The organism is Bacillus stercoris (assembly GCF_029772985.1).
Classification (GTDB): Bacteria; Bacillota; Bacilli; order Bacillales; family Bacillaceae; genus Bacillus; species Bacillus stercoris.
In genome coordinates this window covers 1,758,966-1,782,799 of sequence record NZ_CP121861.1, presented here as the reverse complement: position 1 = coordinate 1,782,799, position 23,834 = coordinate 1,758,966, and the positions used below count along the sequence as shown (strand labels likewise).

The following is a 23,834-nucleotide window of genomic DNA, read 5'->3' as shown; positions in this document are numbered from 1 at the left end:
CTTCTACTTTCAGAATGAATGGCAAAAGCATCAACACTCTTTTATTTTAAATCCTTTATTGGCCAGAGCTTTAGCAAGACTTTGCTCGGTTTTCACATTCGAAAAATCCAGACCCAGCTTCACGACAGTTTGGGCAATTTCCGGCCTGATTCCTGAAATAATCGTCTCAATCCCGAGCAATTTGGTGCTGTCAATCACTTTAAAAATTTGATAGGCCACCATGGTATCAACGATAGGAACGCCAGAAATATCTAAAAATAAATACGAGAGCTTTAACGCTGAGCACTGCTCCAGCACCGACTCCAAAATCGTCCTCGCTCTGTAGGTATCAATTTCACCGACAAGCGGAAGAATCCCTATTCCCTCAGTAATCGGCATAATCGGCGCACTCAATTCATTAATCATTTCTTTTTGCGCGTTTAATTGTATTATGGTCACCTGATGATATTCCTCCGTAAACACTTCGATGATCCTATCAATGTTTTGATTCAAGATCCGGCTCCATTCATAAAAATCCTGAATGCTGATTTCTTGAGAAGAAGCTTCGCTGAATTTTTGAATCCATTCAAACATAATGTGCCTGAAGGCATTAAACTGGCCGACACTTTCTGTTACCGTCACTTCATGAACGGCACGGTCTCTAGCGCATTGAAGAGACCATCGATTGAGCTCCTCCGTTATGTCTTCTTTTCCAAGGGATTTTGCTACGATGGTCACCAATAATTCATGTTGGTCTTTTAACTTTTGTGCTAGTTTTTGCTGATCTTTCGCCGAATACAGCCAGCTGCCTTTTGACGTACAAACTTCCAGCCATTGTTGCGTGATATCTTCTTTGTGCTCTGTTAAGTGCTGATCAAGAGCTACCATCTTAATGAGTTACCTCCTGTTTTTGAAAATTATGCTTTATATGTATAACGCATCTGCCTTTACACATACTATGTTTACATTCAATGGGCTATAGCCAAGCGGTAAGGCAATGGACTTTGACTCCGTGATCGTTGGTTCGAATCCAGCTAGCCCAGTTTCTGAACAGGTGAAAAACCGAAGATAAGCTGATTCGTATAAATCAGCGGATCTTCGGTTTTTCATCATGCAGATTGATGAACCGTTTTCTTCTTTGATAATTTCAACAGTTCTCCCGGATTGTAACCGATCACCAGCTTTTTGTTATCCACTAGAATTGGGCGTCGCAAAAGCTTTGGCTTCTCGATTAAAAGTTCCAGCACCTCATTTACCGTCATTTCTTCGATGTTTAAATTTAAATTTTTGAAGGTCTGGCTTCGTGTCGCTAAAATTTCATCAATGCCTTCTGTCGTTAACGATAAGATGTACTTTAATTCATCTATTGTCGGGGTTTCTCTGAATAAGTGCCGTTCGTTAAATTCAATTTGATGTGCTTTAAGCCAATGTTTTGTTTTTCGGCATGACGTGCAGCTTGGGTATGAGTAAAAAGTTAATTGTTGTTCCATTGTTTATTTTCCTCCTCAGTTAACCATCTCTTTGTAGAATAACTACCCGGATCATTTTTCATTTAAACCATTTACAGAACTTTTTTCGGATTATTTTTTAAAAAATATTCATACAATAGAGAACGCAATCAAAAGGACAAATTCCATTTGTATATTAATCATGAAAATGTTTACATTTCTAGGTGTGATCTATTATAATAACAGTCAGAGGGACTCTCGGGAGGGGATAAAAAATGAATCGCATGTTCCGGGTGTTAGGATTTTGGACGGGAATTTTTGCAGTCATGTTTTATTTAGGTGATATGAAAGATGCTTCCCTTTTATTTTTTGGACAGACGATTTTATTTGTGTTCCTATCGTATTTGAACTTAACTGAACGCATGTATATTTATATTTTTGGCGCTTATTTAACGATTTTCTTCGCCGGCTTTACATATTACTCGATTTTTATTATGGTGCCCGGCGGCGGAGGCCATTAAATGCAAAAAGAGACAAACCTTATCGGTTTGTCTCTTTTTTTACAATGAAAACCCATTTAAAAACGGATTTTGATCCTGCTCAGTCAGTACGTCTGTTTCAGGTCCATGGCCGCTTAACACCAGTGTATGTTCCGGCAGCGTAAGCAGTTTTTCATGAATGGATGTCAACAGCGTCTCTTGATCGCCGCCTATTAAATCCGTACGCCCTATACCGCCTTGAAACAGGACATCTCCGGAGATGACCAGGTCTGCGTCTTTCACATAGTAAGACACACTGCCTGGTGAATGTCCCGGCGTAAATAATGTTTCCAAATGAAACGGCCCGATATTCAACTCACCGTCGCCTTCAATCAGATGATCTGCAGGCTTAGCTGTAACCTCTATCCCTCGCAGCATGCCGGAGCCGTTTAGAGAGGCATCCGTAAGCCAATTTTTTTCATTTTGATGTAAGTAAACAGGAATATCCCATTTTTCTCTCACTTCATCAAGCGCCCCAATGTGGTCAAAATGGGCATGTGTAAGCAAAATGGCTAAAGGCGTCAGCCCTTTTTCTTTTATGTATTGATTGATTTTATGTCCTTCGCCGCCCGGATCAAAAATCAGGCATTGATCATCACTGATGAGAAAATATGCGTTCGCTTGAATCGGCCCTACTGGCATTCGTCTCCATTTCACTATTATCACCTCTTTCTTTTTTATGCTCTTATTATGAGGGTTTTTAAAAAAAGATTCAAACAATCGCAATGAAAACGCTATCGACAAACCTATAAAAAACAGGTAGAATAAAACTGGAAAGAATTGCAGGTTTTTCAATGTAAAGGGGGCTGTGTTATGTTACTTGTCGTGATTTTCGGCCTTGTCGCTCTTTTCGCTTTATGGGGAGTCTTGCGTTCTGTTAGAAATAAAAATATACTCGGGTTTTTATTAGCCGGCGCCACCTTATTTGTCTTTGGCTGGTTTACCGTGATGACCGTCATAAACAGCGGCTATCCAACCGCACATTAAAACCTGTATCCGATGGGATACAGGTTTATTTTTATGGCTGTAAATGTTTATTGACACTTTCTATTTTGCTCTCAAGCGTCGTTTTTTTGTCACGTCTGTCATCAATGCGGATATTCGTTGCCACTCTGTGCAATCCTTTTTGAAATGGCGCTTCGTGAATGGCCTGAATGACTGTGAAAAGGTCACTGAGTTCACCTTCAATCAGCGTATTCATCGGTGTCAGCTGATATTTGATTTTCCCTTCAGCTTGATATCCTTCTAAAATCTTTTGCACATCGGACACGTATGCACTGACACTTGGTGTTTCCGTACCGATTGGGATAATGGTCACATCTGCGATAGCCATCGTTACTCCATCTCCTTTTGATCAATAATGAGTTGCTTCGTTTTATGTGATTTCAATAAAATGATTTGCTCAAAATGAAAGCCGTATAACGCATATTTCCCGTTCGGAGATATTTGAATCGGCTCCATTTCCCGCAGAGAGACAAGATCTTTTGTCTCACCCGATGCCACATTGATTGCAGCAAGCTTATAAGCATCACCGCTTTGTTTGAACGTATAAAACAGGCCTCCCGCTTCATCATAGTCATACTCCATTGGAGCAAAACTTGTATATTTCGTTTGGAGCGGCCATTTCACTGTAACAGGTGATTTTGTATGCGGCGTTTCAAACTGATACGTCCCTTTCTCTCCGGAAGCTGACTTCACAGTAAAACTCATTTGATGGAAAGAATCGAAGAACAGAACGTTATCCTCAAGCTTTTGCTCCGTCTTAGAGGCTGTATTAAACGTATATAAAGGCCCTGTTTTTTCGTCTCTTCCCTCTTTTACATAATCAAATGTATTTTTGGATGTCCAATGAATGAACGGAACCTGTACCGGACTTAAGAAAGACTCGTCTTTTTTAGCATTCACCTGATATGTATGGAAATCCCAGTTCTCACTGAATTCCGTCACCATTATTTGATAAGGATCATACTGATTCCAAGCAGCCTCCAGTTCATATGTTTCGTAATCTTTTTCGTAAAGCGGCTCTCCTTCTGAATTAAGCAAAACCACTGCTGTCTTTTGGCTATGTGTGATTTGCAGCAGAATCATCTGCTCCCTCTCATTGATTTTAACATCAACGATTTGACCATCCGTTTGATAAAGCTTTTTCGCTTTGCCTGTAAAGATACGGTACGCGAAAAGCTCTGTTTTCGTCGGATTAGACGCAGTATATAAAATGGTGCTGTTATTCAGCCAGCCTTCCGCCCCGTCCGCTTTTTCCGCGGAAAGCGGTATGATATCTTTATCCTCATCTTTTGACGCCGATGCCTGTTTTTGCTGCTGATGAGATGGTTCGCATGCCGATAAACTAAAGAGCAATGCCGACAGCAGAATGAAACAAACTGATCTCATCAGCCTTCCCCTCCGATCCTCTTTATTGTCTCATATTTGCTTCGGCAGAAAAAAGAAAAAGTTTTAGTTACTCATGAAAAAATAACGCTCTCCACAAGATGCCGTTTGTGGCGTTATATATATGTGAAAACTGCTGAAACGGCAAAGGATTTCGGCCTTTTCCAAGTTCCACCGTGTACCCTTCTTTAAAATAGTGGTGAATAAACCAATCGCGAAATCCCGCGTAACTGTCTATATCCCTTACTCCCTTATAAATGTTCCCGCTTACCTCCTCAAAATCCTTTATAACAGCGGCAGATTCTTCAGGCTCAAGGCCTTTATAGCCCCAATAAATTTCTTCCCCTTGAGTATGGAGAGCCATCAGTCTGTCAGGCGGATTCTCCGTTATCAGCCGGTACATCGCAATGGATTCCGGCTCTGTAAGCGGAGAGATTCCCGGAAAATCGCGGTAACTGGGTGCAGTCGGTTTTCGGTATTTTTCAATTTCCCATAACGAAGGGAATTGCTTATTTAAATCAACCCCGTTTATGTTCGCCTTCCATTCATTAAAATTCGGACGATGTTCATTTAGCCTTTCGAGCTCATCTCTTCTGGCTCCCATAACTTCTGATCCGTTTAAGACAAGATCAACGCCATCCGGATTGACAAGAGGAACGAGGGATAAGGATGTGCTGCTAAACAGCTGTATGGGAGAAAAGCCGAAGAAGGGCGAGTTGCGGCATAATGACATACAGTATTCCTTAAACCATTTTAGCAGGACAGACGTAGTAATCCACTCATTCGCATGAAATGATGCATTCATATGGACCTTTTTTACGGTATGCTCCCCACCAGCCTTCAGCTCCCAGATAGGCCTTCCGAGTACAGAACGGCCAATTTCCCTGCATGAGACAAACGGAAACACATCAATGATCTTCTTTATTTCCTCTTCAACAGCTGAATCATCGTAGATTTTCTCTTGCTCAATCCAGTTATCAGAAAAGTCCAGCTGCCGAGGCTGTAAAAAACGCTTTATGTCCTGTATGGTTTGAAGCTCTTTGCCACTATGCTCTTCTATCACATAACCAGGGCAATACAATTGGTGTTCCTGTGCGGTACAATTTGCACGTCTAAGCAATTCCTCGTCTATCTTCAGCTCTCTCGCCACTCTGGACAAATTGTTCTTGATCTCAGGCTTCACCGTAATAAACGCCATCATCATCCCCCTTTTTTGTTACTATATGACAGCGCATTTAAAAAAAGAAAGCCTCCCGCTCACTTTGATGCGGGAGACATTGTAATTACGATGCTTGATCAAGCATTTGTTTTTCTTTCCGTTTTGACGAATTGTCCAGCCTTTTCTGATCATAAAATCGCAACAAATCTCCATAAATGATTTCATCAGAAAGTGATAGCTCTTGTTTCGCTTTATCAGCAAATGCTTCGCATTGTTGTGTCTCTTCTAACGGTTTTCCCGTCTCTTTGTCATAACACGCACCGTCTGTATATACAACCTGATCCGTGATAAAGCTCCCGTCCCGTAGCACCGTAAAGTCCAGTTTTTCGTCCGAAAGCAGATCGTTGCCAAATTGAATTTGATCTTTCGTATCAATTCCTAAAAGATTCATCAGCGTCGGCCTGATATCAATCTGCCCGCCTACTGTTTCAATGGTTTGCGGCTTTTTATCGGTAATACCCGGAATATGAATGACAAGCGGCACTTTTTGGAGCTGCACCTCTTCAAATGGGGTTATTTCTTTTCCTAAAAACTGCCCCATCGCTTCATTATGGTTTTCCGATATACCATAATGGTCACCGTATAATACAATAACAGAGTTGTCGTATAACCCGTCTTCCTTCAGCTTTTCGATAAACCGTTTCAGCGCCTCATCCTGATATCGCACTGTCGGAAAATACTTATTTAGCGTCTGGCTGCTTGAATCATATTCATCAATCAATTGATCCCCTTCACCAAGATCAAATGGGAAGTGGTTCGTCAGTGTGATCAGCCTCGAGTAAAACGGTTGAGGCAGATTTTTCATCAGCTCTGAAGACTGCTCAAAAAATTCTTTATCCTTAAGTCCCCAGCCGACTGAATTTTCGTCAGTTACATCATACGAGTTAATATCAAAAAACGAATCATATCCAAATGAGTCGTACATTAAATCCCGATTCCAAAAGCTTTTATTATTAGCGTGAAGCACCGCTGAATAGTATCCGCTGTTTTTCAAAATTTCAGGAGCGGCCATATATTGATTGCCCGCATTCGTAAAAAACACGGCACCTCGTCCGAGCGGATACAGTGAATTGTCCACGATAAATTCAGAATCCGAGGTTTTCCCCTGGCCTGTTTGGTGGTAAACATTATTAAAGTTGTAGCTCTGTTTTATAAAGTCATTCAGAAAAGGCGTGATTTCTTCTCCATTCACTTTTTCATTAATCACGAAGCTTTGCGTCGACTCTAAGGATACGAGAATGACGTTCCTTCCTTTTGCAGCGCCGAATAAGCTTTTGTTGGCGTCTTTCGCATTAGCGGTTACGTAGTTTTCAATTTCCGTCAGGCTGTTGCTATCTGCCAACGCTCTCTGTGCGGATTGCTTTGACTGAAGAACACCGTCGTAAATATGAAAATTAAACAGACTAATGTTTTTAACGAGCATTTCTCTGTCAAATGAGCGTGTCAATAGCTGAGGTCTTTCCGCCTCAGACAAGCCCAGATTGAAGAAATAAACAGAAGCAACGAACAAAAAATAAGCCGCCCGTTCATTTTTCGTAGAGGGAATGTCCGATTGAAAAGCTTTTTGCCGGATGTGAAGCCATATTAAAACCACAATATCTACACCCAATAGGAGGTCTGTCGGTTCAAGAAGTGTTCCGATGCTGCTTCCGAGATCACCCATATTGCTCGTTTGAAAAAGAACAGGGATTGTTAAGAAATCATTGTAAAAACGGTAAAAAACCATATTAGCCAGCAATACAAACGTGACTAGACAGCTCATCGCGATCATGTAGCGATTTCTGTTTTTGCCTTTTAAAAACAGGCTGAGGCCAAAAATAAGCAACAAAAAACTCAATGGGTTGATAAACAGAATAAATTCCTGTGTTAGATTGTCGATTTTAATATGAAAACTGGTTTTGTAAACAGCATACGTTTTCAGCCACATCAATAAAATGGCAATCAGCATAAATGAAATCTTCGAAAAAAACGTTTTTCGCATTTCAACCTCCTATGCAGCACGCTCAAAAAAATCAGTCAATTCCCAACATTCTCATTAACACATCAAATTAAATCTTAACCTGAGCACAACAAAAAATCAATTTCATTTACACAATTTTAACAATTTTGGTGTTTTAGCCATTCGTTTTTAGCGATCCAAGCGCCTCCAATAACGCCGGCATCATTTCCAAGCGCTGCGATTGAAATATCAGCAGCTTGGGCTGCCCGCGGAAACGCGCATTTGCGGAATGTTTTCTCGACTTTTGATCTCAGCAGCTCTCCGGCTCTCGATACGCCGCCGCCAAGAACGATTTTTGACGGATTAAGCGAGCTTGCCAAATTTCCGAGCACCAAACCAAGGTGCTTGGCTACATAATCAACCACCTCAAGGGCAATTTCGTCATTTTCACCAGCCGCTTCAAACACATCCCGCGCTGACAATTGTTCAGTTGCTTTTAAACGTGTCGTCTGCTTAGCATTCGCTATTTTTTCTTTTGCAATTCTTACAATTCCTGTTGCCGATGCAATGGTTTCGATACAGCCCGTCTTGCCGCAGTTGCAAGGCGCTCCGCCTTCAGGGATGCTGCAAATATGGCCGATTTCTCCGCCAGCGCCATTTATGCCATGTACAATTTCACCATTTGCAATGATGCCGCCGCCAACTCCTGTGCCAAGCGTCACGAGAATGACGTCCTTCGCGCCATCACCCGCTCCCTTCCACATTTCCCCGAGCGCAGCAATATTCGCGTCATTTTCTATCACTGCTGGGATGCCGGTCTCTGTCTCCAAATGGTTTTTTAACGCGTAATTTTTCCATCCTAGATTTACGGTTTCATAAACAACTCCTGCCGCCATATCTACAGGACCTGGTGCGCCCATTCCGATGTATTTAATGAGGTGCTTCGGTTTTTGCAGCTCATCCAGCTTGCTGTCGATTGTTTTTGCAATTGTAACGGTAATGGTGTCGCCGGTTTTATCAGTCGGGACTTCCCATTTATGCTGAATTTCACCATATTGATTAATAAAAGCGAGTTTAATCGTCGTTCCTCCCAGGTCAATGCCCGCAAACCAAATCTCATCCATGTTTATCACCTTAGCCTTTATAAAAATCTCTTAACATTTTTTGTTTGTTCCAATTCTTTTCGAAGGACAGCTGCCGCTCTGGCCCACTGCTCCTTTTCAATCATGTGGTTCATGTATAATTCCTTTAATTCATCTAACATAAACTCAATTTCAAGCTCTCTGTCTCCAAAATAAACAATGTGGCCAAACGTTTTTAACAGCTGCTGCACATCATAAAATGTATTCATTTTTCCTCACCATTTCTTGATCTTAACTTATCATAAGCGTATTCATATGGAAGCGGTCCGTCAAGAAGAAAACGCTGACAAAAAAGCATGCCCCCTTATCCTATTCAACCTTTATGATTGTTTATTGTTTTCAATTTGCTGCTGGAGCTCTTTGTAGCGCTTCTCCTTCGGCTTCAGTTTTACAGCCGTCCGGATGGCCTTTTCTGCTTGGTCCAGCTCATTTTTTTCCACATACAATACGGCTAAATTGTAATATGAAGCATGGTCTTTAGGTTCTTTTTTCACTGCTCGTTCCAAAAGGGAAATCGCCTGATCGTATTCGCCGAGTTGAATATCAGAAACCGCCAAGATTTTCAACAGATCGGCAGAAGCATCTTTTTGCTCTGCTTCTCCGTTTAGCAATTCCGTTACTTCTTCATACTTTCCTTCCTGATAAAGCTCACTTGCCTGCTGAATCAGCGCTGACTCCTGGTGGGAAGGCGAATGCAATCCGTAATATAAAAATCCAGCCGCCAAAGCAATCAGTAAAACCGCTGACAACAATCTTTTTCCCAAGGCTCCGGCTTTGGGCAGCCCCAGTGCTGCAGCGGCGAAAAAGCCGCCAATCAAGCCGCCAATATGTCCCGAATTATCAATATTCGAAACCGCAAAACCAAAGCCCAGATTGATGATAATAATGACAATAATATTGGTTCCTATAGTTCTCAAAAACATTTTCCGATTTGACAAAGCTACATACAGCAGTGCGCCTAAGCATCCGAATATGGCTCCTGATGCGCCTGCTGAAGGATACGGGCTGAACACAAAGCTCGCAATCGAACCCGTAATGCCAGCCGCCAGATAAATCAGCAGAAACCTGCCCGATCCATACATGCGCTCAACCGCTGTACCAACCGACCATAAAGCCAGCGTATTAAAAGCTAAATGCGCTATGCCAATGTGAAGCAAGATCGGTGTCAGAAGACGCCACCATTCTCCTTGTGCAATCAGGCTGTTTTCCTTTGCTCCAAAAGCGACCAGCGTCTCCGTATTTGTGCTGCCCCCGTTTATTTCGAGCACGAAAAACATCAGGACCTGAAGCGCAATAAATAAATATGTAAAAATGGGTTTTCCGTTTTGAAAAACCGCCGCTTCAGTTTTTCTCTGTTCTTCTTGTTTCTGCACTAACGAAAGGAAGCGTTCCCTTGCCATTTGCGTGTCTTCAAACGAAACGTGTTCTTCTGTACGAAATGATGGAAAAACCGCTTGAAGATCATCTCGAAGCATTGATCCTCTAACGACCACAGACTCAACTGACACAGTTCCCTTCTCAAAAGGTTGTTTGGAAATTTCTTGCCAGTCATCAACAGGGGCTTCAGTTGAAAAAAACACATTCAGCAGCTTCATCCTTCGTCTGTCCAATTGATTTCTGACTCTTTCTACTCGTTCGGCCTGCTCTTCGATGTCTCTAACCATTTCTTGACGGAAATCAAGATCGTGCTTATAAAGACGAACTAGATCATAAGGGGACTTGTCCGGCGCTTCCAGCCATATTTCATCTGACTCGCCGGCTTGTATGACGCCATACCCGCTTTTCACCAGGTGCGTTGCCACTTTCCAATATGTATACTCCAGCAAAAACATATTTACCGCTCCAATAGTTTTTTTTCATTATAACAGCTGGCGGTCCGAAACGCCTACTGAAAGCAAAAAATCCCGTTTTTCACGGGATTTTAGAAAGCTTGCTGTATAAACTTATTGCGGATAAACGGAATTCTTAAAAACAAATGGATAAAAGACCGCCTGATTCCTGGCTGGCTGAGTACAGTATTCATAAGACGGTAGCGATTTTGATAAAACATGACGGCAGAAACAGCAAAAATGGCATAAATCAAAAGTTTTTTCATGATATCCCTCCTGCCAATAGGGTTTGTTATTCTACCTGATTTATTCTCGAAAAAGAGGCAGGAAAGTTATGAATAACAAGAAATGATGCGATCCTCTGTTATCAGCTTATGTACCGGCATGTCATGCGGCAGACGGGGTACGTGTGCAAACAGCTGGCACTCGAAAAGCAGAGAGACTGACTTTCCTTCATATTTACTTAAAAAACGATCATAATAGCCGCCTCCAAAGCCGATCCTAAACCCGTTAACATCAAAACAAACACCTGGAACGACCACCAAGTCAATTTGTGATGGGTTTACTTCTTTTGTTTTTTCAATTATCGGCTCAAGGAGTCCAGCGTAAACGGTTTCGAGCTGATCATCAGTCTGATATGCGCGAAATTGCATTTTCTTCGTGTCCGGATGGCATTTTGGGATGCAAACTTGCTTTCCTTCCTCCCAAGCCTGCTCAATGACAGGACGCGTCGGTATCTCTAGTCCTCTGGAAATGGTGACGGCAATGGTGCTGGCATTTTGCCAGTCCGGCAGAGAAAACAAATACTTATACATACGGTCCGTTTTTTGAAGCAGATCTTCATTTGGTAAAGCAGACAGTGCCGCCATCGTCTGTTTTCTTAATTGTGATTTCATCTCTCATCCCCCTCGGAATAGAAAAAAAGCCAGAACCTTTTTCAAAGCTCTGGCTTTTTTCTTACACCTCAAACAGCAAAGCTGTTATTTTGTTTCACGGTGTAACGTAGATTTTTTATCACGTGGGCAATATTTTTTAAATTCAACGCGGTCTGGATTGTTGCGTTTGTTCTTTTTAGAAATATAGTTACGCTCACCACATTCAGTGCAAGCCAAAGTAATATTAACGCGCATTATTTTCCCTCCAAACTAAAATCATTTACTTATTCAGACTTATATATAATACCACTATAATGGACGGAATGCTAGGCTGTTTTTCAATGAATTGCTGAATTATTGATGATACGCTCATAAAGCTGCACATATGATGCCGTAATGAGTCGGGGGTGGTGGAGCTTAAACACTTGTTGTCTGCCAGCTTCTTTTATCCGGCGGGCTTTTTCCCGGTCTTTTAAAAAACGGTCCAGCAGATCAGCCGCTTCCTGTACGAGCGTAAAATCAGCGATGATTGCCGTTTTGTCATGAACGGCATAATCACAAAAACCACCCGACTGAGAAACGACAGTCAGCACACCTTGTTCCATGCTTTCCTGTGCGGCAAGCCCAAACGGTTCATAAGAACTAGGAAAAACTGCCATTTCACAGTGAGACAGTAACATTCTAATGTCTTTCCCATTCAGAAACGGCAGGAACATGACTCGATCCTCTAGGTTCAGTGCCGCAGCCAATTTCTCATAGGAGGACAAAGACGGACCCTCCCCGGCCAGCACTAGATAGAGGTCAGGCTGCCGCTGCTTCAAGATGGCAAACACCTTTAACAGCTGAGAAAATCCTTTTTCCGGAACGAACCTTCCATATGAAAAGAGGAATCTTCTATTCATGCTCCTTGGGATTTTCCTCTCCTCTTCCTCCATAGATACAGGGCTCGGGATAACGGTTATTTTTTTATGCGCTGCCTTATTAAGAGACCGCTTCATAAATGTGCTTAATACGATCAATGCATCAGCGGATTCTATAAGGAGCTGTTCGGTCTTGAGCCTGTAAGGGTGTGGGACTTCTCGGCACACCCTCTTCCTTTCGCTTTCAAGACCGTGGATTGTCGCAGCAAGCGGAAGGCCAAGCCGTTGTTTCAAATACTGGGCGGCAGGGGCTGTTGTGTCATCATGCGCATGAATCAGATCAAAGTGTTCATTGCCGGATAACACCTGGCGAACCATTGTAAAGTTAGCATCGGCTATGTAATCTTCAAACTTCGCATATGAAGACAACTGCCCTCTCGGAGTACAAACCGTCATGTTGATATGAGGATTTAAATAGGAAATGAGACGGTTTAAATGGACACCGAGCCCGCTTTTCGGGCCATCGGGATGTTCGAGTGAAAGCATGAGAATGTTCACCGTTCTTTTTCTCCTTCTCCATAACAGGTGTATGCAGAAAATTGCGCCTCCCACCTGGTATGCGCCTCCTCAATCTGAAAGCTGTTTATATGACGAATCCCATTTTCTTCAAGATAGATGTCGTCTGTGCAGGCAAGCTTGAGAGAGACATTCATGGAGTTAACCATTCTGTATTCAGCCCGATATACAGCATCACCAGCCGCCTGTCCAATCGTCCATTCCCCTTTATCATACGGTGTGCGTTTAGTCCTGACCGCTTCGTTATCTTTTCTTTTGATGACAATGCGCAATTCTTTCATCATATCCTGCGTTTTTTCGAAAAGGACCGCTTCAGCCAGCCGCATTGTTTCTTCTGAGATTTCCCAGCATACGGTCAAGGTGTGAGCGTTTTGAATGTTCATGTCGAATGTGTCCCTAAAAAAAGACAGCTTATGTCGTATATTATAGGGAAATGGGTGTTTATCCATGGACTCCTAACATTCTCCTTTCCTATCGTTCACTTAGTGATCCTATTAAACCATTACATAGAGAAGAAGCAAAGAAAGATTTCTCGACAAAATCTCGTTTTTTTCGCGAATTCCTTTAGAAACTATTGGTTTTATGGTATAAAAAAGAAGGATAAAAAAAGAATAGAAGGTGATGAAACGTGGAAATTGCTATTATTGCGTTGTTTATCGTCAGTATAGCGCTAATTGCATTCTCATATTCTCAAAGAGACCCGATGAAAGATGTAGAACAAGAGCTCGAAACTCTGCAGCTTTCTGCGATGCAGGAAATTTACAAGCTCAAAAAGAAAATGACCGTGCTTGAGGAAGAATTACTGGAAACAAACCTTGTCATCCGCAAATCAAAGCAGAGTGACATCAATCAAAAAATCGCTAAACAAATACTTTCTAAATATAATAACGGCATGTCCGCTGAAGCGATTGCTAAAGCTGAGCATGTATCAGTGGAAGATGTAAATACGATTATCAAAGATAACGAGAAGGTGCTCGTATGACAAAACGGGGCATTCAGGCATTTGCTGGCGGCATCATTTTAGCTACAGCCGTTCTTGCAGCTGTTTTTTATCTGACTGACGAAGACCAGGCCGCTGCTGTAAAAGAAAATAAAACAGTAACCGAACAAGACGTGAACAATTACCTTGATTCTAAAAAAATGGTTTCTGTGAATCGCGATGAATATCAAAAACTTCTCGATTCAAAAGAGAAATCCTTGACCAATGACAGCGGATCAGACACGAAAACAGACAAGGTCAAAACGTACAAACTGAAAATTAAAGACGGCATGAGCACTGCAGATGTATCTGCTCTTCTTGAAAAAGAAGGCATTATCTCCTCGGCTCAAGACTTTAATGACTATGTCATTGATGCTGGCTATCACAAAGAAATCCGTGCCGGCGAGTTTAAAGTAAAATCAGATATGAGCTTTAAAAAGCTCGTAAAAACGTTAACACGATAAAAAACAGGCTGAAGACTCAGCCTGTTTTTTTCAACCAAACTTTCCTGTAATGTAATCGAGGGTTCTTTGGTCCTGCGGGTTAGAGAACATTTTATTCGTATTGTCGCATTCAACAAGCTCGCCCATATAGAAAAAGGCGGTTTGATCAGAAACCCTTGCTGCCTGCTGCATGTTATGCGTGACAATGACAATCGTATATTTATTCTTCAGCTCAAGAATGAGTTCTTCAATTTTTCTTGTTGAGATTGGATCTAATGCAGATGTCGGTTCATCCATCAGCAAAATATCTGGATTGGTCGCAAGTGCCCTGGCGATACAAAGACGCTGCTGCTGGCCGCCTGACAAGGAAAGAGCGGACGTATGCAATCGATCCTTCACCTCACCCCATAGCGCCACGTCTTTCAATGATTTTTCCACAATTTCTTGAAGCTTCTTTTTATTTTTGGTGCCGTGGACTCTCGGTCCGTAAGCTACATTATCAAAAATAGATTGGGGAAACGGGTTCCCTTTTTGGAATACCATACCGATATTTTTTCGCAAATCCACGATATCCACTTTATCTTTTAAAATGTTGCTGCCATTATAGTTCAGCTCACCTGCAAGCTTTACATTCGGCGTCATTTGAATCATTAAATTCAATGTTTTGATAAAGGTCGATTTCCCGCATCCCGATGGCCCGATAATCGCCGTGACCTCGTTTTCATGTATGCTCAAATTGATATTTTTTAAAGCATGATGCTGTCCATACCATAAGTTCATTCCATTGACTTGATAGACTTCCTGTTTCATTACAGCTTCGGTAGCAATGCTCATTGCCGCCCTCCTATCCGAATTTCCCGTTAATATAATCCTCTGTCTTTTGCTGTTTCGGACTCGTGAAGATCTGTTCAGTCTGTCCATATTCTACAAGCTCGCCATTTAAAAAGAATGCCGTCCGATCAGAAACCCGCAGAGCCTGCTGCATATTGTGTGTGACTATAATAATCGAGTATTCTCTTTTCAATTCTGTTATTAATTCCTCTATTTTTGCATTTGAAATCGGATCAAGCGCTGAAGCTGGTTCATCAAGTAGAAGAACAGCCGGCTTCATCGCAAGCGTTCTCGCAATGCACAAACGCTGCTGCTGGCCGCCGGATAACGAGAGTGCGGATGAATGTAAACGATCCTTCACCTCATCCCAGAGCGCTGCTTTTGTTAAACTCTCTTCCACAATTTGATCTAAGGCCGCTTTATTACGCTCTCCGGCATATTTCAATGCATGTGTGATATTTGCATAGATCGATTTCGGAAAAGGATTTGGTTTTTGAAAAACCATTCCGATTTCTCTTCTCAAGCTGACGACGTTAATATTGCCGCCCAATATATTTAATCCTTCATAAAGGATTTCACCTTCAGCTCTTGCAGAAGGAATTAAATCATTCATTCGGTTAATATTTCTCAAAAAAGTAGATTTTCCGCATCCCGACGGCCCAATTAAAGCAGTCACCGCATTCTTTTCAATATCCATGTTCACATGATGAACCGCTTGTTTATTTCCGTAAAAAATAGACAGGTCTTTGACTTCAAGCACGTGGTTCTGCTTCGGAACAATAACAGCTCGCTCAGGTTTTTCTTTTACCATTTGTTCAGACATGTTTTTCGCCTCTTTCCGTTCTAATTTGCCGTAAGCTTTTTGTAGATCATCGTGCCAAGCCATCTCGCTGCGAGATTAAACACAAGAACAGAAATCACCAGCACAGCAGAACCTCCGTTGGCAATCGCTTCAGCATCCGGAATTATTCCTTGTGTATTTACGTTCCAAATGTGAACCGCAAGTGTTTCAGCGGGCCTGAAAATATTAAGCGGCGATGTTTCCGAAAACGGATTCCACTCCGTAAAATTAAGACGCGGTGTTGTCAGGCCGGCTGTAAATAATAATGCTGCCGCTTCTCCGAACACTCTTCCTGACGCTAAAATGGCTCCAGTAATGATAGAAGGGATCGCACTTGGAATTAAAACGGTTTTTACGGTATGCCAGCGTGATACACCTAAAGCGAGAGAGGCTTCCTTCAGATCCTTAGGGACTGAACGAATCGCGTCTTCTGTCACACGCACCATCACGGGAAGGTTAAAAACAGTTAACGCAAGCGCCCCGCCTATGATCGTATATCCCCAGCCTGTTAAATTGACAAACATCAATAATCCAAACATCCCAATGACAATAGACGGGAGAGATGAAAGCACCTCGATACATGTTCTGATGAAATCAGTCACTTTATTATTAGGCGCATACTCAGCCATGAACACTCCGCCTCCCACACCGAGCGGGATTGTAATCAGCATCGTAATCAATAAAATATAAAAGGAGTTAAACAGCTGGTCTCGTATGCCTCCTCCGGCTGCAATGGCGCTCGATTTTGTCGTAATAAAATGAAAACTGAGCTGAGAAACACCGTTTATAATAATATAGGAAAACAAACCTACTAAAATGGCAGCGATAATGGCTGCACACAAACCAAACATTCCGGTCGCCAGTTTATCTGTTATTTTGCGGTTCATTACACTTTCCTCCTAGATGACAAGTAGCGAATAAGCAGGATGAATAAGAATGACATCCCCAGAAGCACAAGCCCCATTGACCACAGCGTATTGTTTTCAACACTTCCGTATGTGGTGTGGCCCATATTCAGCGTGATGATTGTTGTCAGCGTTCCCGCAGTGTCAAACAGGCTTTCCGGCAACACTCTTGTATTTCCTATAACCATCTGAACAGCCAAAGCTTCACCGAACGCCCGAGCCATGCCTAACACAACAGCTGTCATTAATGTTGGAAAAGCCGCAGGCACAAGTACTTTTCTGATCGTCTGCCATCTTGTCGCACCAAGCGCGTAAGAACCCTCTCTTAAGCTCTTCGGAAGAGAAGCCATTGCGTCAGCAGAAATCGATGTGATGGTCGGCAGAATCATGACGGAAAGGACAATCGTTCCCGCCAATAAACTGTGTCCTGTCCCGCTCGATTTAAACTGGGCGATAAACGGCACCAATACTGTAAGACCTATGAATCCATAAACAACAGATGGAATGCCGACTAAAAGCTCAATCACAGGCTGCAGCACTTTTTTTCCCCAAATCGGGGCAATCTCTGTCATAAAAATCGCTCCTGCAATGCCAAGCGGTGCAGCGATCAGAGCAGAAAGAATCGTTACTGCAAATGAGCCAAAAATAAATGGCAGCACTCCGTATTTCGGATCACTATCTGTAGGATTCCAATTTAAGCTCGTTAAGAATTCAATTGGGCTTACACCATTTACAAGAAAAGATTGCAGCCCCTTAACGCCGAGGAAAATGGTGATCGCCACAGATGCCGCAATCATAATGAGCGCACATGCTGTCACCATCATTCTTCCCCGAACTTCATCCAATTGCCGATTTTGCCTTGAGCTGATTAAACGCTCGCTCACAGACATATTTTCTCTATTGTTTATCATTTTTTACACTCCTATGAATGTGTTAAGAGGAGAAACGGTTGTCCCCGCACTCCTCTTTTTATTCAGATCAGCTTTGCTTCCCTTTGGCATCACGTGTCACTTTCATATCAGTAACCGGAATGTAGCCTTGGTCAGTAACAATGCTTTTTTGGATGTCTTCACTCTTTAGATAATCGAGAAATGCTTTAGCTAAACCTGTCGCTTCACCTTTTGTATAAGAATGCTGATAAGCCCAGATTGGATACTCGCCAGTTGCAACATTTTTCGCTTCAGGTTTAACTCCGTCAATAGATAGCGCAGTTACTTTGTCATCTGTTAAATATGAGAATGCAAGATATCCAATCGCTCCCGGAGTATCAGCAATGATCTTTTTCACTGTGTTGGAGGAATCTTCAGTAATGCCTTCTGCAGGTTCTGCTCCATCAAGCGCATACTTCACAAATGTAGCACGTGTGCCAGAAGAATCAGGACGGTTTACAAGTGTAATCTTTTGGTCTTTGCCGCCAAGCTCTTTCCAGTTTTTGATTTTGCCAGTGAAGATTTTTTTCAATTCATCTTTTGAAATATCCTTCACACCAGCATTAGGGTTTACAGCTGCTGCCATACCAACTACTGCGACTTGATGATCGACAAGCGCTTTTGAATCGATGCCTTCTTTTTCTTCAGCAAAAACGTCTGAATTCCCGATCTGAACAGCTCCTTCTGAGACTTGAGAAAGCCCTGTTCCAGAACCGCCAGCTTGTACCTGTATATCAGCATCAGGGTTTTCTTCCATAAATTTTTCCGCGGCAGCAAGCACTAGCGGCTGCATAGCCGATGAACCAGAAATGGTTAAAGAACCTGATGCCTTTTCTTCTCCTTTTGCAGAATCGCTATTCGATTTTTTACTTTCTCCTGCATTTCCGCATGCAGCTGCAATCATCATAAAAGCAGCCATCAGAAGCATAAGCACCAATTTGTTTTTTTTCATTTCCTGAATTCCCCCTGCGTATAATGTGTAATTTGTCCTACACGTATAGAGTAAAGGTTCTATGTAAAAAGGGTTTGAATCGAATGTTAAGGTTTTGTAAATCAATGCGTTTTTTTGTATAAAAAAAACGCCCACATTATGTGAGCGTTTCTTTTTAGTTATCAGAAGACGTTGTGTTTTCTGCATTTTCTTCGATTTTGTTTTTATTCTTTTGCTGAGTATCTTCTTTGTCCTGCTTCGATTTCAGCTCAAAATATTTATCCAATACTTCTCTGCCGATTTCGTTTGTAATAGAGTATCTTTGATTGTAATCAATGTAAGTCCAAGGAACTACGACAGAAATAGCAATCTCAGGATTGTCAGCTGGTGCATAAGCCACAAGCGTCGTATTATATGTGTCTGTTCCTGTTTTTGATTTATCCGGTCCGTCGTAAAATGATTGGGCTGTTCCTGTTTTTGCAGCTGGTTTATACGATGCTGAAGCCAGTTGACCTGCAGCTGTCCCTTTAGTGGCAACCCGTCTAAATCCGGCTTGGACCTCTTCAATATAGCTACTCTTCATATCGACTTTATTCAATACTTCAGGCTGAACAGAATCAACGACTGCGCCGATCCCTTTTTTCGCATTTGAATCTCTGACTTCTTTTACAAGCTGAGGCTTCATGCGGTAGCCACCATTTGCTATGGTGGAGACATATTGAGCCAATTCCAGCGGTGTATAAGTATCATACTGTCCAATGGCGAAATCAAGCAAGAAACCAGATAATCTGCTTGTACCTTTATATCCCGTCATTTCATTTGGTAGATCAATTCCTGTTTTTACTCCTAAGCCGAATTGACTGAAATAATTTCTGAAGGTATCAAATGCAGAAGTATCCAAAGGCAATGCTTGGTGAGGTTTATATTCACCTTTACCAACTGCAATAGCAGTTTTAAACATAAAAACGTTTGATGACTTCTCTAATGCAGTTTGAATACCAACCGGTCCTAAGTTTTGCCAAGATTTTTTCCCTCTTTTATCCTGGCCGATATACAATGGTTCATCCTTAAATACGGTATTCAAATTAATCGCTCCAGTTTGCAGACCGGTCAAAACGGTTGCACCTTTTACAGCTGATCCCATAGCGTAGGATGAAGTCATGGCTCCTAATGCATAATCATCAAACTTATAGGCTCCATTTTCTCGTTTAATCTGCTTCCCTGCCATTGTCAGCACTTCGCCGTTTCTAGGGTCCATCATGACAACGAATGCACGATCCAACAATTCGGTACTAGGTCTTGCTTTAGCAGCTTTAAGTTTTTTCTCAATAATTTTCTCGACTGATTTTTGCAAATCAATATCAATTGTAAGTACAAGATCTTTCCCGGCTTTACCTTCAGATACCGTTTTTGTTCCCGTGACATTGCCTTTTGAATCTGTGATATTTTCGACTTTTGCTTTTTGGCCCTGCAGAAGGCTTTCGTATTGGTATTCCAGATAACTTTTTCCGACCCTGTCATTTCGGCTGTAGCCAAGCGACAGATAATGTTCGAGCAAGTTGGACGGCAATCCTTCATCAGAGCTGGAAACACTTCCGAGCACTGAGCGAAGAAGGTTTTTATACGGATATTCACGTTCCCAATCAGACGTGACGTCAACTCCAGGCAGTTCGTCTAAATGTTCACTTACCACTGCCATTTCCTTCGCTGATACATCCTCATTTTTAATATATTGAGGGGTCAAAGCATAGCCTGAATCCATCCGCCTTTTGATAGCAAGGATCTGCATATCTTTATCCGTCAATTCATTCAGCTGCTTATCAGTAATCCGTTTTAGCTGAAGCTGGTATAAATCGTCATCGGATAATTTTTTGTCTTCAACCTGCTGTCTTTCTTTAGAGCTAATCAGCTTTTTTGCTTCTTTCGGTCTAGTCAAAATCCAATAATCTTTTTTATCCCGTTCTGTTACTTTTTTTGTATCGACTTTGATCATGTCAGACAGCTTTTTTGCGATCTTTAAGCGCTGTTCTTGCGTGGTCGATTTAGATCTTGTGTATGTGATTGCATTTAAAGCCTTATTTGTCACAATGGCATTAAAGTTTCGATCATAAATTTTCCCGCGCGGCACCGCCGAGCTAACTTCACTTTGTTCCTGCTTATTCGCTTGATTTTTGTAATCATCGCCTTGCACGATCTGCTTGATGCCCAATTCCACAATGATCCAGGTGAATATAACAAAGGCAGCTAAAAATAAAATATTCAGCCGGATCGGAAGCGACTTCTTTTTCTCTTTATGATTTTGTTTTTTTGGTTTATTTCTCCTCATAACATCACCTTTTTCTATTTACAGAAAGAAAAGACACTCAGTAAGAGTGCCAGTTTTCATTTTAAAGGTTTTTTCGACTTTTTTCTACAGATAACCCCTTTTTGGCAAAAAAATTATCTCTCGCCTTTTAAAAGGGTCGGTTCTGTTACCCGTTTTTGGCCGTCTTCTTCCATGGTTTCATTTTCCCCTTCCTTCTCCTTAAAACGGATATCCTTGACAAAGTAATAAATCAAAGGATGTCCTATACCTAATATCGCAAGTGACAAAGGAATTCCCACGTCCTCTTTCAGAAGGGCCACGATCAGGAGGAAGCATAAAATCGAAACAATTCTGCCGGCGTTCAAAAACATTTCCCTTAGCACGATATATTCAATTCTTGCTTTTCTGGCATGCCTCGCGCGCCCTATCACATCATATGTAAGTGATACATACGGCACAAGCAACAGAGGATAGCCGATGGCAATAAAAACGCCATACGTTAATAATGTCGAAAAGCTCATATGGAACAGAATCAAAAACAGCGCGCCATACAAAATAAGTCCGCCCAGCAAAATCGATTTTTTTCTGGCCTTTTTCTTAATCAGCCTGGATGCAAAGTAGTAGGCAAAGAAGGAAACAGCTGAATTGACAAGACCGAATGTACCGAGAGCAAGTTCGCTGTTTGTCTCAATAAATACAAACACACTGATTAAAAAGACAAAAATCCCTTCTCTCAAGCCCTGAAAAAAATGCGCATTCGTAATTCTCCGCCAATTCATATTGCTATGGCGCTCTCCAAATACTTTGCTCAGCATAAAACGGCCCTTTGATTCTCTCCGTTTTAAGAAAAAGCTCATCACGACAGCGAGGGCAAATAAGCTGAGGGAGAGACTGAAAATGACTGTATAACCCGTATTATTTTCAAGCCTTGAGATCACAAATCCCGCTACAATCGGGCCGATCATTCCTGCAGAGGAAGACAGAATGCCCATAAACCCGTTGAAAAAGTCTCGCGTATCCGGCTCTGTTATTTCAAAGGTCAGCACGTTAAACGCTAGCCAATAAAAGCCATAGCCCACTCCGAGCACCGCTCCGATCAGCACGAGACGGCTGGCCGCCGTTTCTCCGGCTAAAAGCACACTTAAATAAAAGGCAGCTAAGAAAATGACGCCGAATCTTAAAATAAACACCCTGTCTATTTTTTTGGCTAACCGTCCAGCCAAATAAAAGGTTATCGGCTGCATTGTCACAACGGATAAATTATATATCGCCAAATCAATAAATTTCCCTGACTGCTTCCAAAGATACACATTAACAAATGTATTGGACAGTGCAATTCCCAGCGAGTAAAGCCCGCCAATGGTCAGCAGAAAGAGTAACCCTTTGTTTACGTCTACATCGCCTATCACTTTTTTTAGTTTGCTCATTACTGACTCCCCTTTACTATCCCTTAGTCTGTCTCACTCAAACCGAGATATGTAAAAAGAAGACATAAAAAAACAAGGTCCTTTTTTAGGACCTTGTTTGTGTCATTATTTTGCTTCGCTGTATAGACGAGCCACTTCATCCCAGTTTACAACTTTCCAGAAAGCTGAAATGTAATCAGGACGGCGGTTTTGATAGTTAAGATAGTAAGCATGCTCCCAAACGTCAAGACCTAAGATAGGCGTTTTGCCTTCTGAAAGCGGAGAATCTTGGTTTGGCGTGCTTGTGATTTCAAGTTTGCCGTTGTTCACAACAAGCCATGCCCAGCCAGAACCAAAGCGTCCAGCCGCTGCAGCTGCGAATTGCTCTTTGAATTTGTCAAAGCTTCCAAATACACTGTTGATCTCTTCAGCAAGCGCGCCAGTCGGTTCGCCTCCGCCGTTTGGAGATAAAAGTGTCCAGAATAATTTGTGGTTCGCGTGTCCGCCGCCGTTGTTGCGGACTGCAGTGCGGATGTTTTCAGGAACAGAATCAAGATCTGCAACAAGCTCTTCAACTGATTTGTTTGCAAGAGCAGTGTTTCCTTCAACCGCTTTGTTTAAATTTGTAACGTATGTGTTGTGGTGTTTCGTATGGTGAATAGTCATAGTTTCCTTGTCGATATGCGGTTCTAAAGCATCGTACGCATATGGTAATTCTGGAAGTTCGTAAGCCATGATAATTCCTCCTTAATATATATGTACTGAAATGCCGCTTCACAGCGAGCCTTTCTTCATTCAATGTAACAAAAGAATGCATTGTAATCAATGAAAAAGCTCACAATTTGGCTCATTTCAGCGGACATATTTCACTTTAACCGATATTCAGCCCCATTAAACCTGTCCCCAGCATTTCTTATAGGACCGTCCATAAAAAATATCCGATCATTAAAAGCTGTATAATGCCCTTTGCAATGACCCCTGTTAAAAAACCAATGAGTGAACCGAGGCCAATTTTAAACGCTGACTTTAAGTCCTTCTGATGGACGATAAGTTCTGCACAAACAGCACCGATAAACGGACCCAATATGATCCCTGCAACCGGAATGACAAAAGGTCCAATTAATAAACCGATCGTGCTTCCCCATATGGCGGCCTTGCTTCCTCCGAACCTTTTCACTCCAAGCAGATTAGACACGTAATCTGCCGCGAATAATACTGCAGCAAAAACTGCCTCAACGAGCCAGAACATATAGGAATACGGACTGAATGAAAATAAAAATCCGTATAATATGAATCCGGCAACAATAAATACTACACTCGGAATAACAGGATACACCAGCCCGATAAAGGCGATGATAAAAACCGCTGCAATTAACAGCCAATACAACATATCCATAGCTTCCATCCTCCCATTTTACTCTGTCTCCTTCATATCTTCCTTGTATTCACACGCATGCAACGATACAATAA

At 42.0% G+C, this 23,834-nt stretch carries 27 protein-coding genes, 1 tRNA gene and 1 pseudogene; 5 read left to right on the top strand and 24 right to left on the bottom strand.

The genetic code is table 11. From position 1 onward, the window contains the following. Positions 1-30: 30 nt before the first annotated feature. The gene (locus tag QA442_RS09315) at positions 31-867 is read right to left on the bottom strand and encodes an STAS domain-containing protein (RefSeq protein ID WP_095431691.1); all 837 of its coding nucleotides are present in this window, start codon (positions 865-867) and stop codon (positions 31-33) included. A gap of 84 nt (positions 868-951) precedes the next feature. Between QA442_RS09315 and QA442_RS09310 the strand changes: the two genes are divergently transcribed. Further along, a tRNA-Gln gene (locus QA442_RS09310) sits at positions 952-1,022 on the top strand. A 66-nt stretch (positions 1,023-1,088) separates the two neighbouring features. Here QA442_RS09310 and mgsR read toward each other — a convergent pair. Further along, positions 1,089-1,469 carry a transcriptional regulator MgsR gene (mgsR, locus tag QA442_RS09305; RefSeq protein ID WP_014664601.1) on the bottom strand — a complete coding sequence of 127 codons (381 nt, stop codon included), beginning with the start codon at positions 1,467-1,469 and terminating at the stop codon, positions 1,089-1,091. 233 nt (positions 1,470-1,702) lie between these two features. On the opposite strand from mgsR, the gene QA442_RS09300 reads away from it, so the two are divergent. Further along, positions 1,703-1,948: a DUF2626 domain-containing protein gene (locus QA442_RS09300; protein WP_003226300.1), complete on the top strand. Its 246-nt coding sequence runs from the start codon at positions 1,703-1,705 to the stop codon at positions 1,946-1,948. A gap of 39 nt (positions 1,949-1,987) precedes the next feature. Here QA442_RS09300 and QA442_RS09295 read toward each other — a convergent pair whose 3' ends face one another. Beyond that, positions 1,988-2,623: an MBL fold metallo-hydrolase gene (locus tag QA442_RS09295; RefSeq protein ID WP_014480263.1), complete on the bottom strand. Its 636-nt coding sequence runs from the start codon at positions 2,621-2,623 to the stop codon at positions 1,988-1,990. A 156-nt stretch (positions 2,624-2,779) separates the two neighbouring features. Here QA442_RS09295 and QA442_RS09290 point away from each other — a divergent pair, with 156 nt between their 5' ends. After that, complete coding sequence (locus QA442_RS09290; RefSeq protein WP_003230141.1) at positions 2,780-2,953, top strand: DUF2759 domain-containing protein; 174 nt, start codon at positions 2,780-2,782, stop codon at positions 2,951-2,953. A gap of 31 nt (positions 2,954-2,984) precedes the next feature. Here the strand turns inward: QA442_RS09290 and QA442_RS09285 are convergent, their stop codons facing one another. The 12 genes and pseudogenes from QA442_RS09285 to QA442_RS09230 form a co-directional block, all read right to left on the bottom strand. After that, positions 2,985-3,299 carry an MTH1187 family thiamine-binding protein gene (locus tag QA442_RS09285; RefSeq protein WP_095431692.1) on the bottom strand — a complete coding sequence of 105 codons (315 nt, stop codon included), beginning with the start codon at positions 3,297-3,299 and terminating at the stop codon, positions 2,985-2,987. A gap of 2 nt (positions 3,300-3,301) precedes the next feature. Further along, the gene (locus QA442_RS09280) at positions 3,302-4,357 is read right to left on the bottom strand and encodes a YqgU-like beta propeller domain-containing protein (RefSeq protein ID WP_095431693.1); all 1,056 of its coding nucleotides are present in this window, start codon (positions 4,355-4,357) and stop codon (positions 3,302-3,304) included. A gap of 67 nt (positions 4,358-4,424) precedes the next feature. Further along, positions 4,425-5,555: a M14 family metallopeptidase gene (locus QA442_RS09275; RefSeq protein ID WP_095431694.1), complete on the bottom strand. Its 1,131-nt coding sequence runs from the start codon at positions 5,553-5,555 to the stop codon at positions 4,425-4,427. An 82-nt stretch (positions 5,556-5,637) separates the two neighbouring features. Continuing rightward, a complete protein-coding gene (locus QA442_RS09270; RefSeq protein WP_095431695.1) occupies positions 5,638-7,554 on the bottom strand; it encodes an LTA synthase family protein in 1,917 nt (638 codons plus the stop codon). A 116-nt stretch (positions 7,555-7,670) separates the two neighbouring features. Next, positions 7,671-8,636, bottom strand: coding sequence for a glucose kinase GlcK (gene glcK / locus QA442_RS09265; RefSeq protein WP_014664607.1), 966 nt, complete (start codon positions 8,634-8,636; stop codon positions 7,671-7,673). Between the two features lie 10 nt (positions 8,637-8,646). After that, a pseudogene (locus QA442_RS09260) lies at positions 8,647-8,863 on the bottom strand (YqgQ family protein). Positions 8,864-8,974: 111 nt separating this feature from the next. Next, positions 8,975-10,486 (bottom strand): rhomboid protease YqgP, encoded by a 1,512-nt coding sequence (gene yqgP, locus QA442_RS09255; protein ID WP_095431696.1) that lies wholly within the window; start codon positions 10,484-10,486, stop codon positions 8,975-8,977. Between the two features lie 89 nt (positions 10,487-10,575). Next, on the bottom strand, positions 10,576-10,749 hold the full coding sequence (locus QA442_RS09250; RefSeq protein WP_003230126.1) for a hypothetical protein: 174 nt from the start codon (positions 10,747-10,749) through the stop codon (positions 10,576-10,578). Positions 10,750-10,815: 66 nt separating this feature from the next. Then, on the bottom strand, positions 10,816-11,379 hold the full coding sequence (locus QA442_RS09245) for a 5-formyltetrahydrofolate cyclo-ligase (RefSeq protein WP_095431697.1): 564 nt from the start codon (positions 11,377-11,379) through the stop codon (positions 10,816-10,818). 84 nt (positions 11,380-11,463) lie between these two features. After that, complete coding sequence (rpmG, locus tag QA442_RS09240; protein WP_003153056.1) at positions 11,464-11,613, bottom strand: 50S ribosomal protein L33; 150 nt, start codon at positions 11,611-11,613, stop codon at positions 11,464-11,466. Positions 11,614-11,696: 83 nt separating this feature from the next. After that, the gene (locus QA442_RS09235) at positions 11,697-12,776 is read right to left on the bottom strand and encodes a glycosyltransferase family 4 protein (RefSeq protein WP_095431698.1); all 1,080 of its coding nucleotides are present in this window, start codon (positions 12,774-12,776) and stop codon (positions 11,697-11,699) included. Continuing rightward, entirely contained in the window at positions 12,773-13,243 is a 471-nt protein-coding gene (locus QA442_RS09230) for a hypothetical protein (RefSeq protein ID WP_040082621.1), read from the bottom strand. Before QA442_RS09230 ends, QA442_RS09235 begins: the two co-directional genes overlap by 4 nt. A gap of 179 nt (positions 13,244-13,422) precedes the next feature. Here QA442_RS09230 and QA442_RS09225 point away from each other — a divergent pair, with 179 nt between their 5' ends. Together QA442_RS09225 and QA442_RS09220 are read left to right on the top strand one after the other, a co-directional pair. Then, on the top strand, positions 13,423-13,776 hold the full coding sequence (locus tag QA442_RS09225) for a hypothetical protein (protein WP_014477348.1): 354 nt from the start codon (positions 13,423-13,425) through the stop codon (positions 13,774-13,776). Continuing rightward, entirely contained in the window at positions 13,773-14,237 is a 465-nt protein-coding gene (locus tag QA442_RS09220; protein WP_040082620.1) for an endolytic transglycosylase MltG, read from the top strand. Before QA442_RS09225 ends, QA442_RS09220 begins: the two co-directional genes overlap by 4 nt. Positions 14,238-14,267: 30 nt before the next feature. Here the strand turns inward: QA442_RS09220 and pstB (QA442_RS09215) are convergent, their stop codons facing one another. The 9 genes from pstB (QA442_RS09215) to QA442_RS09175 all read right to left on the bottom strand — a co-directional run bounded on the left by pstB (QA442_RS09215) (position 14,268) and on the right by QA442_RS09175 (position 23,760). Beyond that, positions 14,268-15,050: a phosphate ABC transporter ATP-binding protein PstB gene (gene pstB / locus QA442_RS09215; RefSeq protein ID WP_095431699.1), complete on the bottom strand. Its 783-nt coding sequence runs from the start codon at positions 15,048-15,050 to the stop codon at positions 14,268-14,270. A 10-nt stretch (positions 15,051-15,060) separates the two neighbouring features. After that, on the bottom strand, positions 15,061-15,870 hold the full coding sequence (gene pstB, locus QA442_RS09210; RefSeq protein ID WP_014664617.1) for a phosphate ABC transporter ATP-binding protein PstB: 810 nt from the start codon (positions 15,868-15,870) through the stop codon (positions 15,061-15,063). A 20-nt stretch (positions 15,871-15,890) separates the two neighbouring features. Then, a complete protein-coding gene (gene pstA, locus QA442_RS09205; RefSeq protein WP_040082617.1) occupies positions 15,891-16,775 on the bottom strand; it encodes a phosphate ABC transporter permease PstA in 885 nt (294 codons plus the stop codon). Continuing rightward, positions 16,775-17,704 (bottom strand): phosphate ABC transporter permease subunit PstC, encoded by a 930-nt coding sequence (gene pstC, locus QA442_RS09200; protein ID WP_095431700.1) that lies wholly within the window; start codon positions 17,702-17,704, stop codon positions 16,775-16,777. Before pstC ends, pstA begins: the two co-directional genes overlap by 1 nt. 67 nt (positions 17,705-17,771) lie before the next feature. Further along, a complete protein-coding gene (locus QA442_RS09195; protein ID WP_095431701.1) occupies positions 17,772-18,674 on the bottom strand; it encodes a phosphate ABC transporter substrate-binding protein in 903 nt (300 codons plus the stop codon). Positions 18,675-18,828: 154 nt separating this feature from the next. After that, positions 18,829-20,979, bottom strand: a complete 2,151-nt coding sequence (gene pbpA / locus QA442_RS09190) for a penicillin-binding protein 2A (RefSeq protein ID WP_095431702.1) — start codon at positions 20,977-20,979, stop codon at positions 18,829-18,831. A gap of 113 nt (positions 20,980-21,092) precedes the next feature. Beyond that, the gene (locus QA442_RS09185; protein ID WP_014664622.1) at positions 21,093-22,385 is read right to left on the bottom strand and encodes an MFS transporter; all 1,293 of its coding nucleotides are present in this window, start codon (positions 22,383-22,385) and stop codon (positions 21,093-21,095) included. A gap of 105 nt (positions 22,386-22,490) precedes the next feature. Next, a complete protein-coding gene (sodA, locus tag QA442_RS09180; protein ID WP_069839500.1) occupies positions 22,491-23,099 on the bottom strand; it encodes a superoxide dismutase SodA in 609 nt (202 codons plus the stop codon). Between the two features lie 178 nt (positions 23,100-23,277). Beyond that, positions 23,278-23,760 carry a DUF456 domain-containing protein gene (locus QA442_RS09175; protein WP_014664624.1) on the bottom strand — a complete coding sequence of 161 codons (483 nt, stop codon included), beginning with the start codon at positions 23,758-23,760 and terminating at the stop codon, positions 23,278-23,280. Positions 23,761-23,834: the final 74 nt, after the last annotated feature.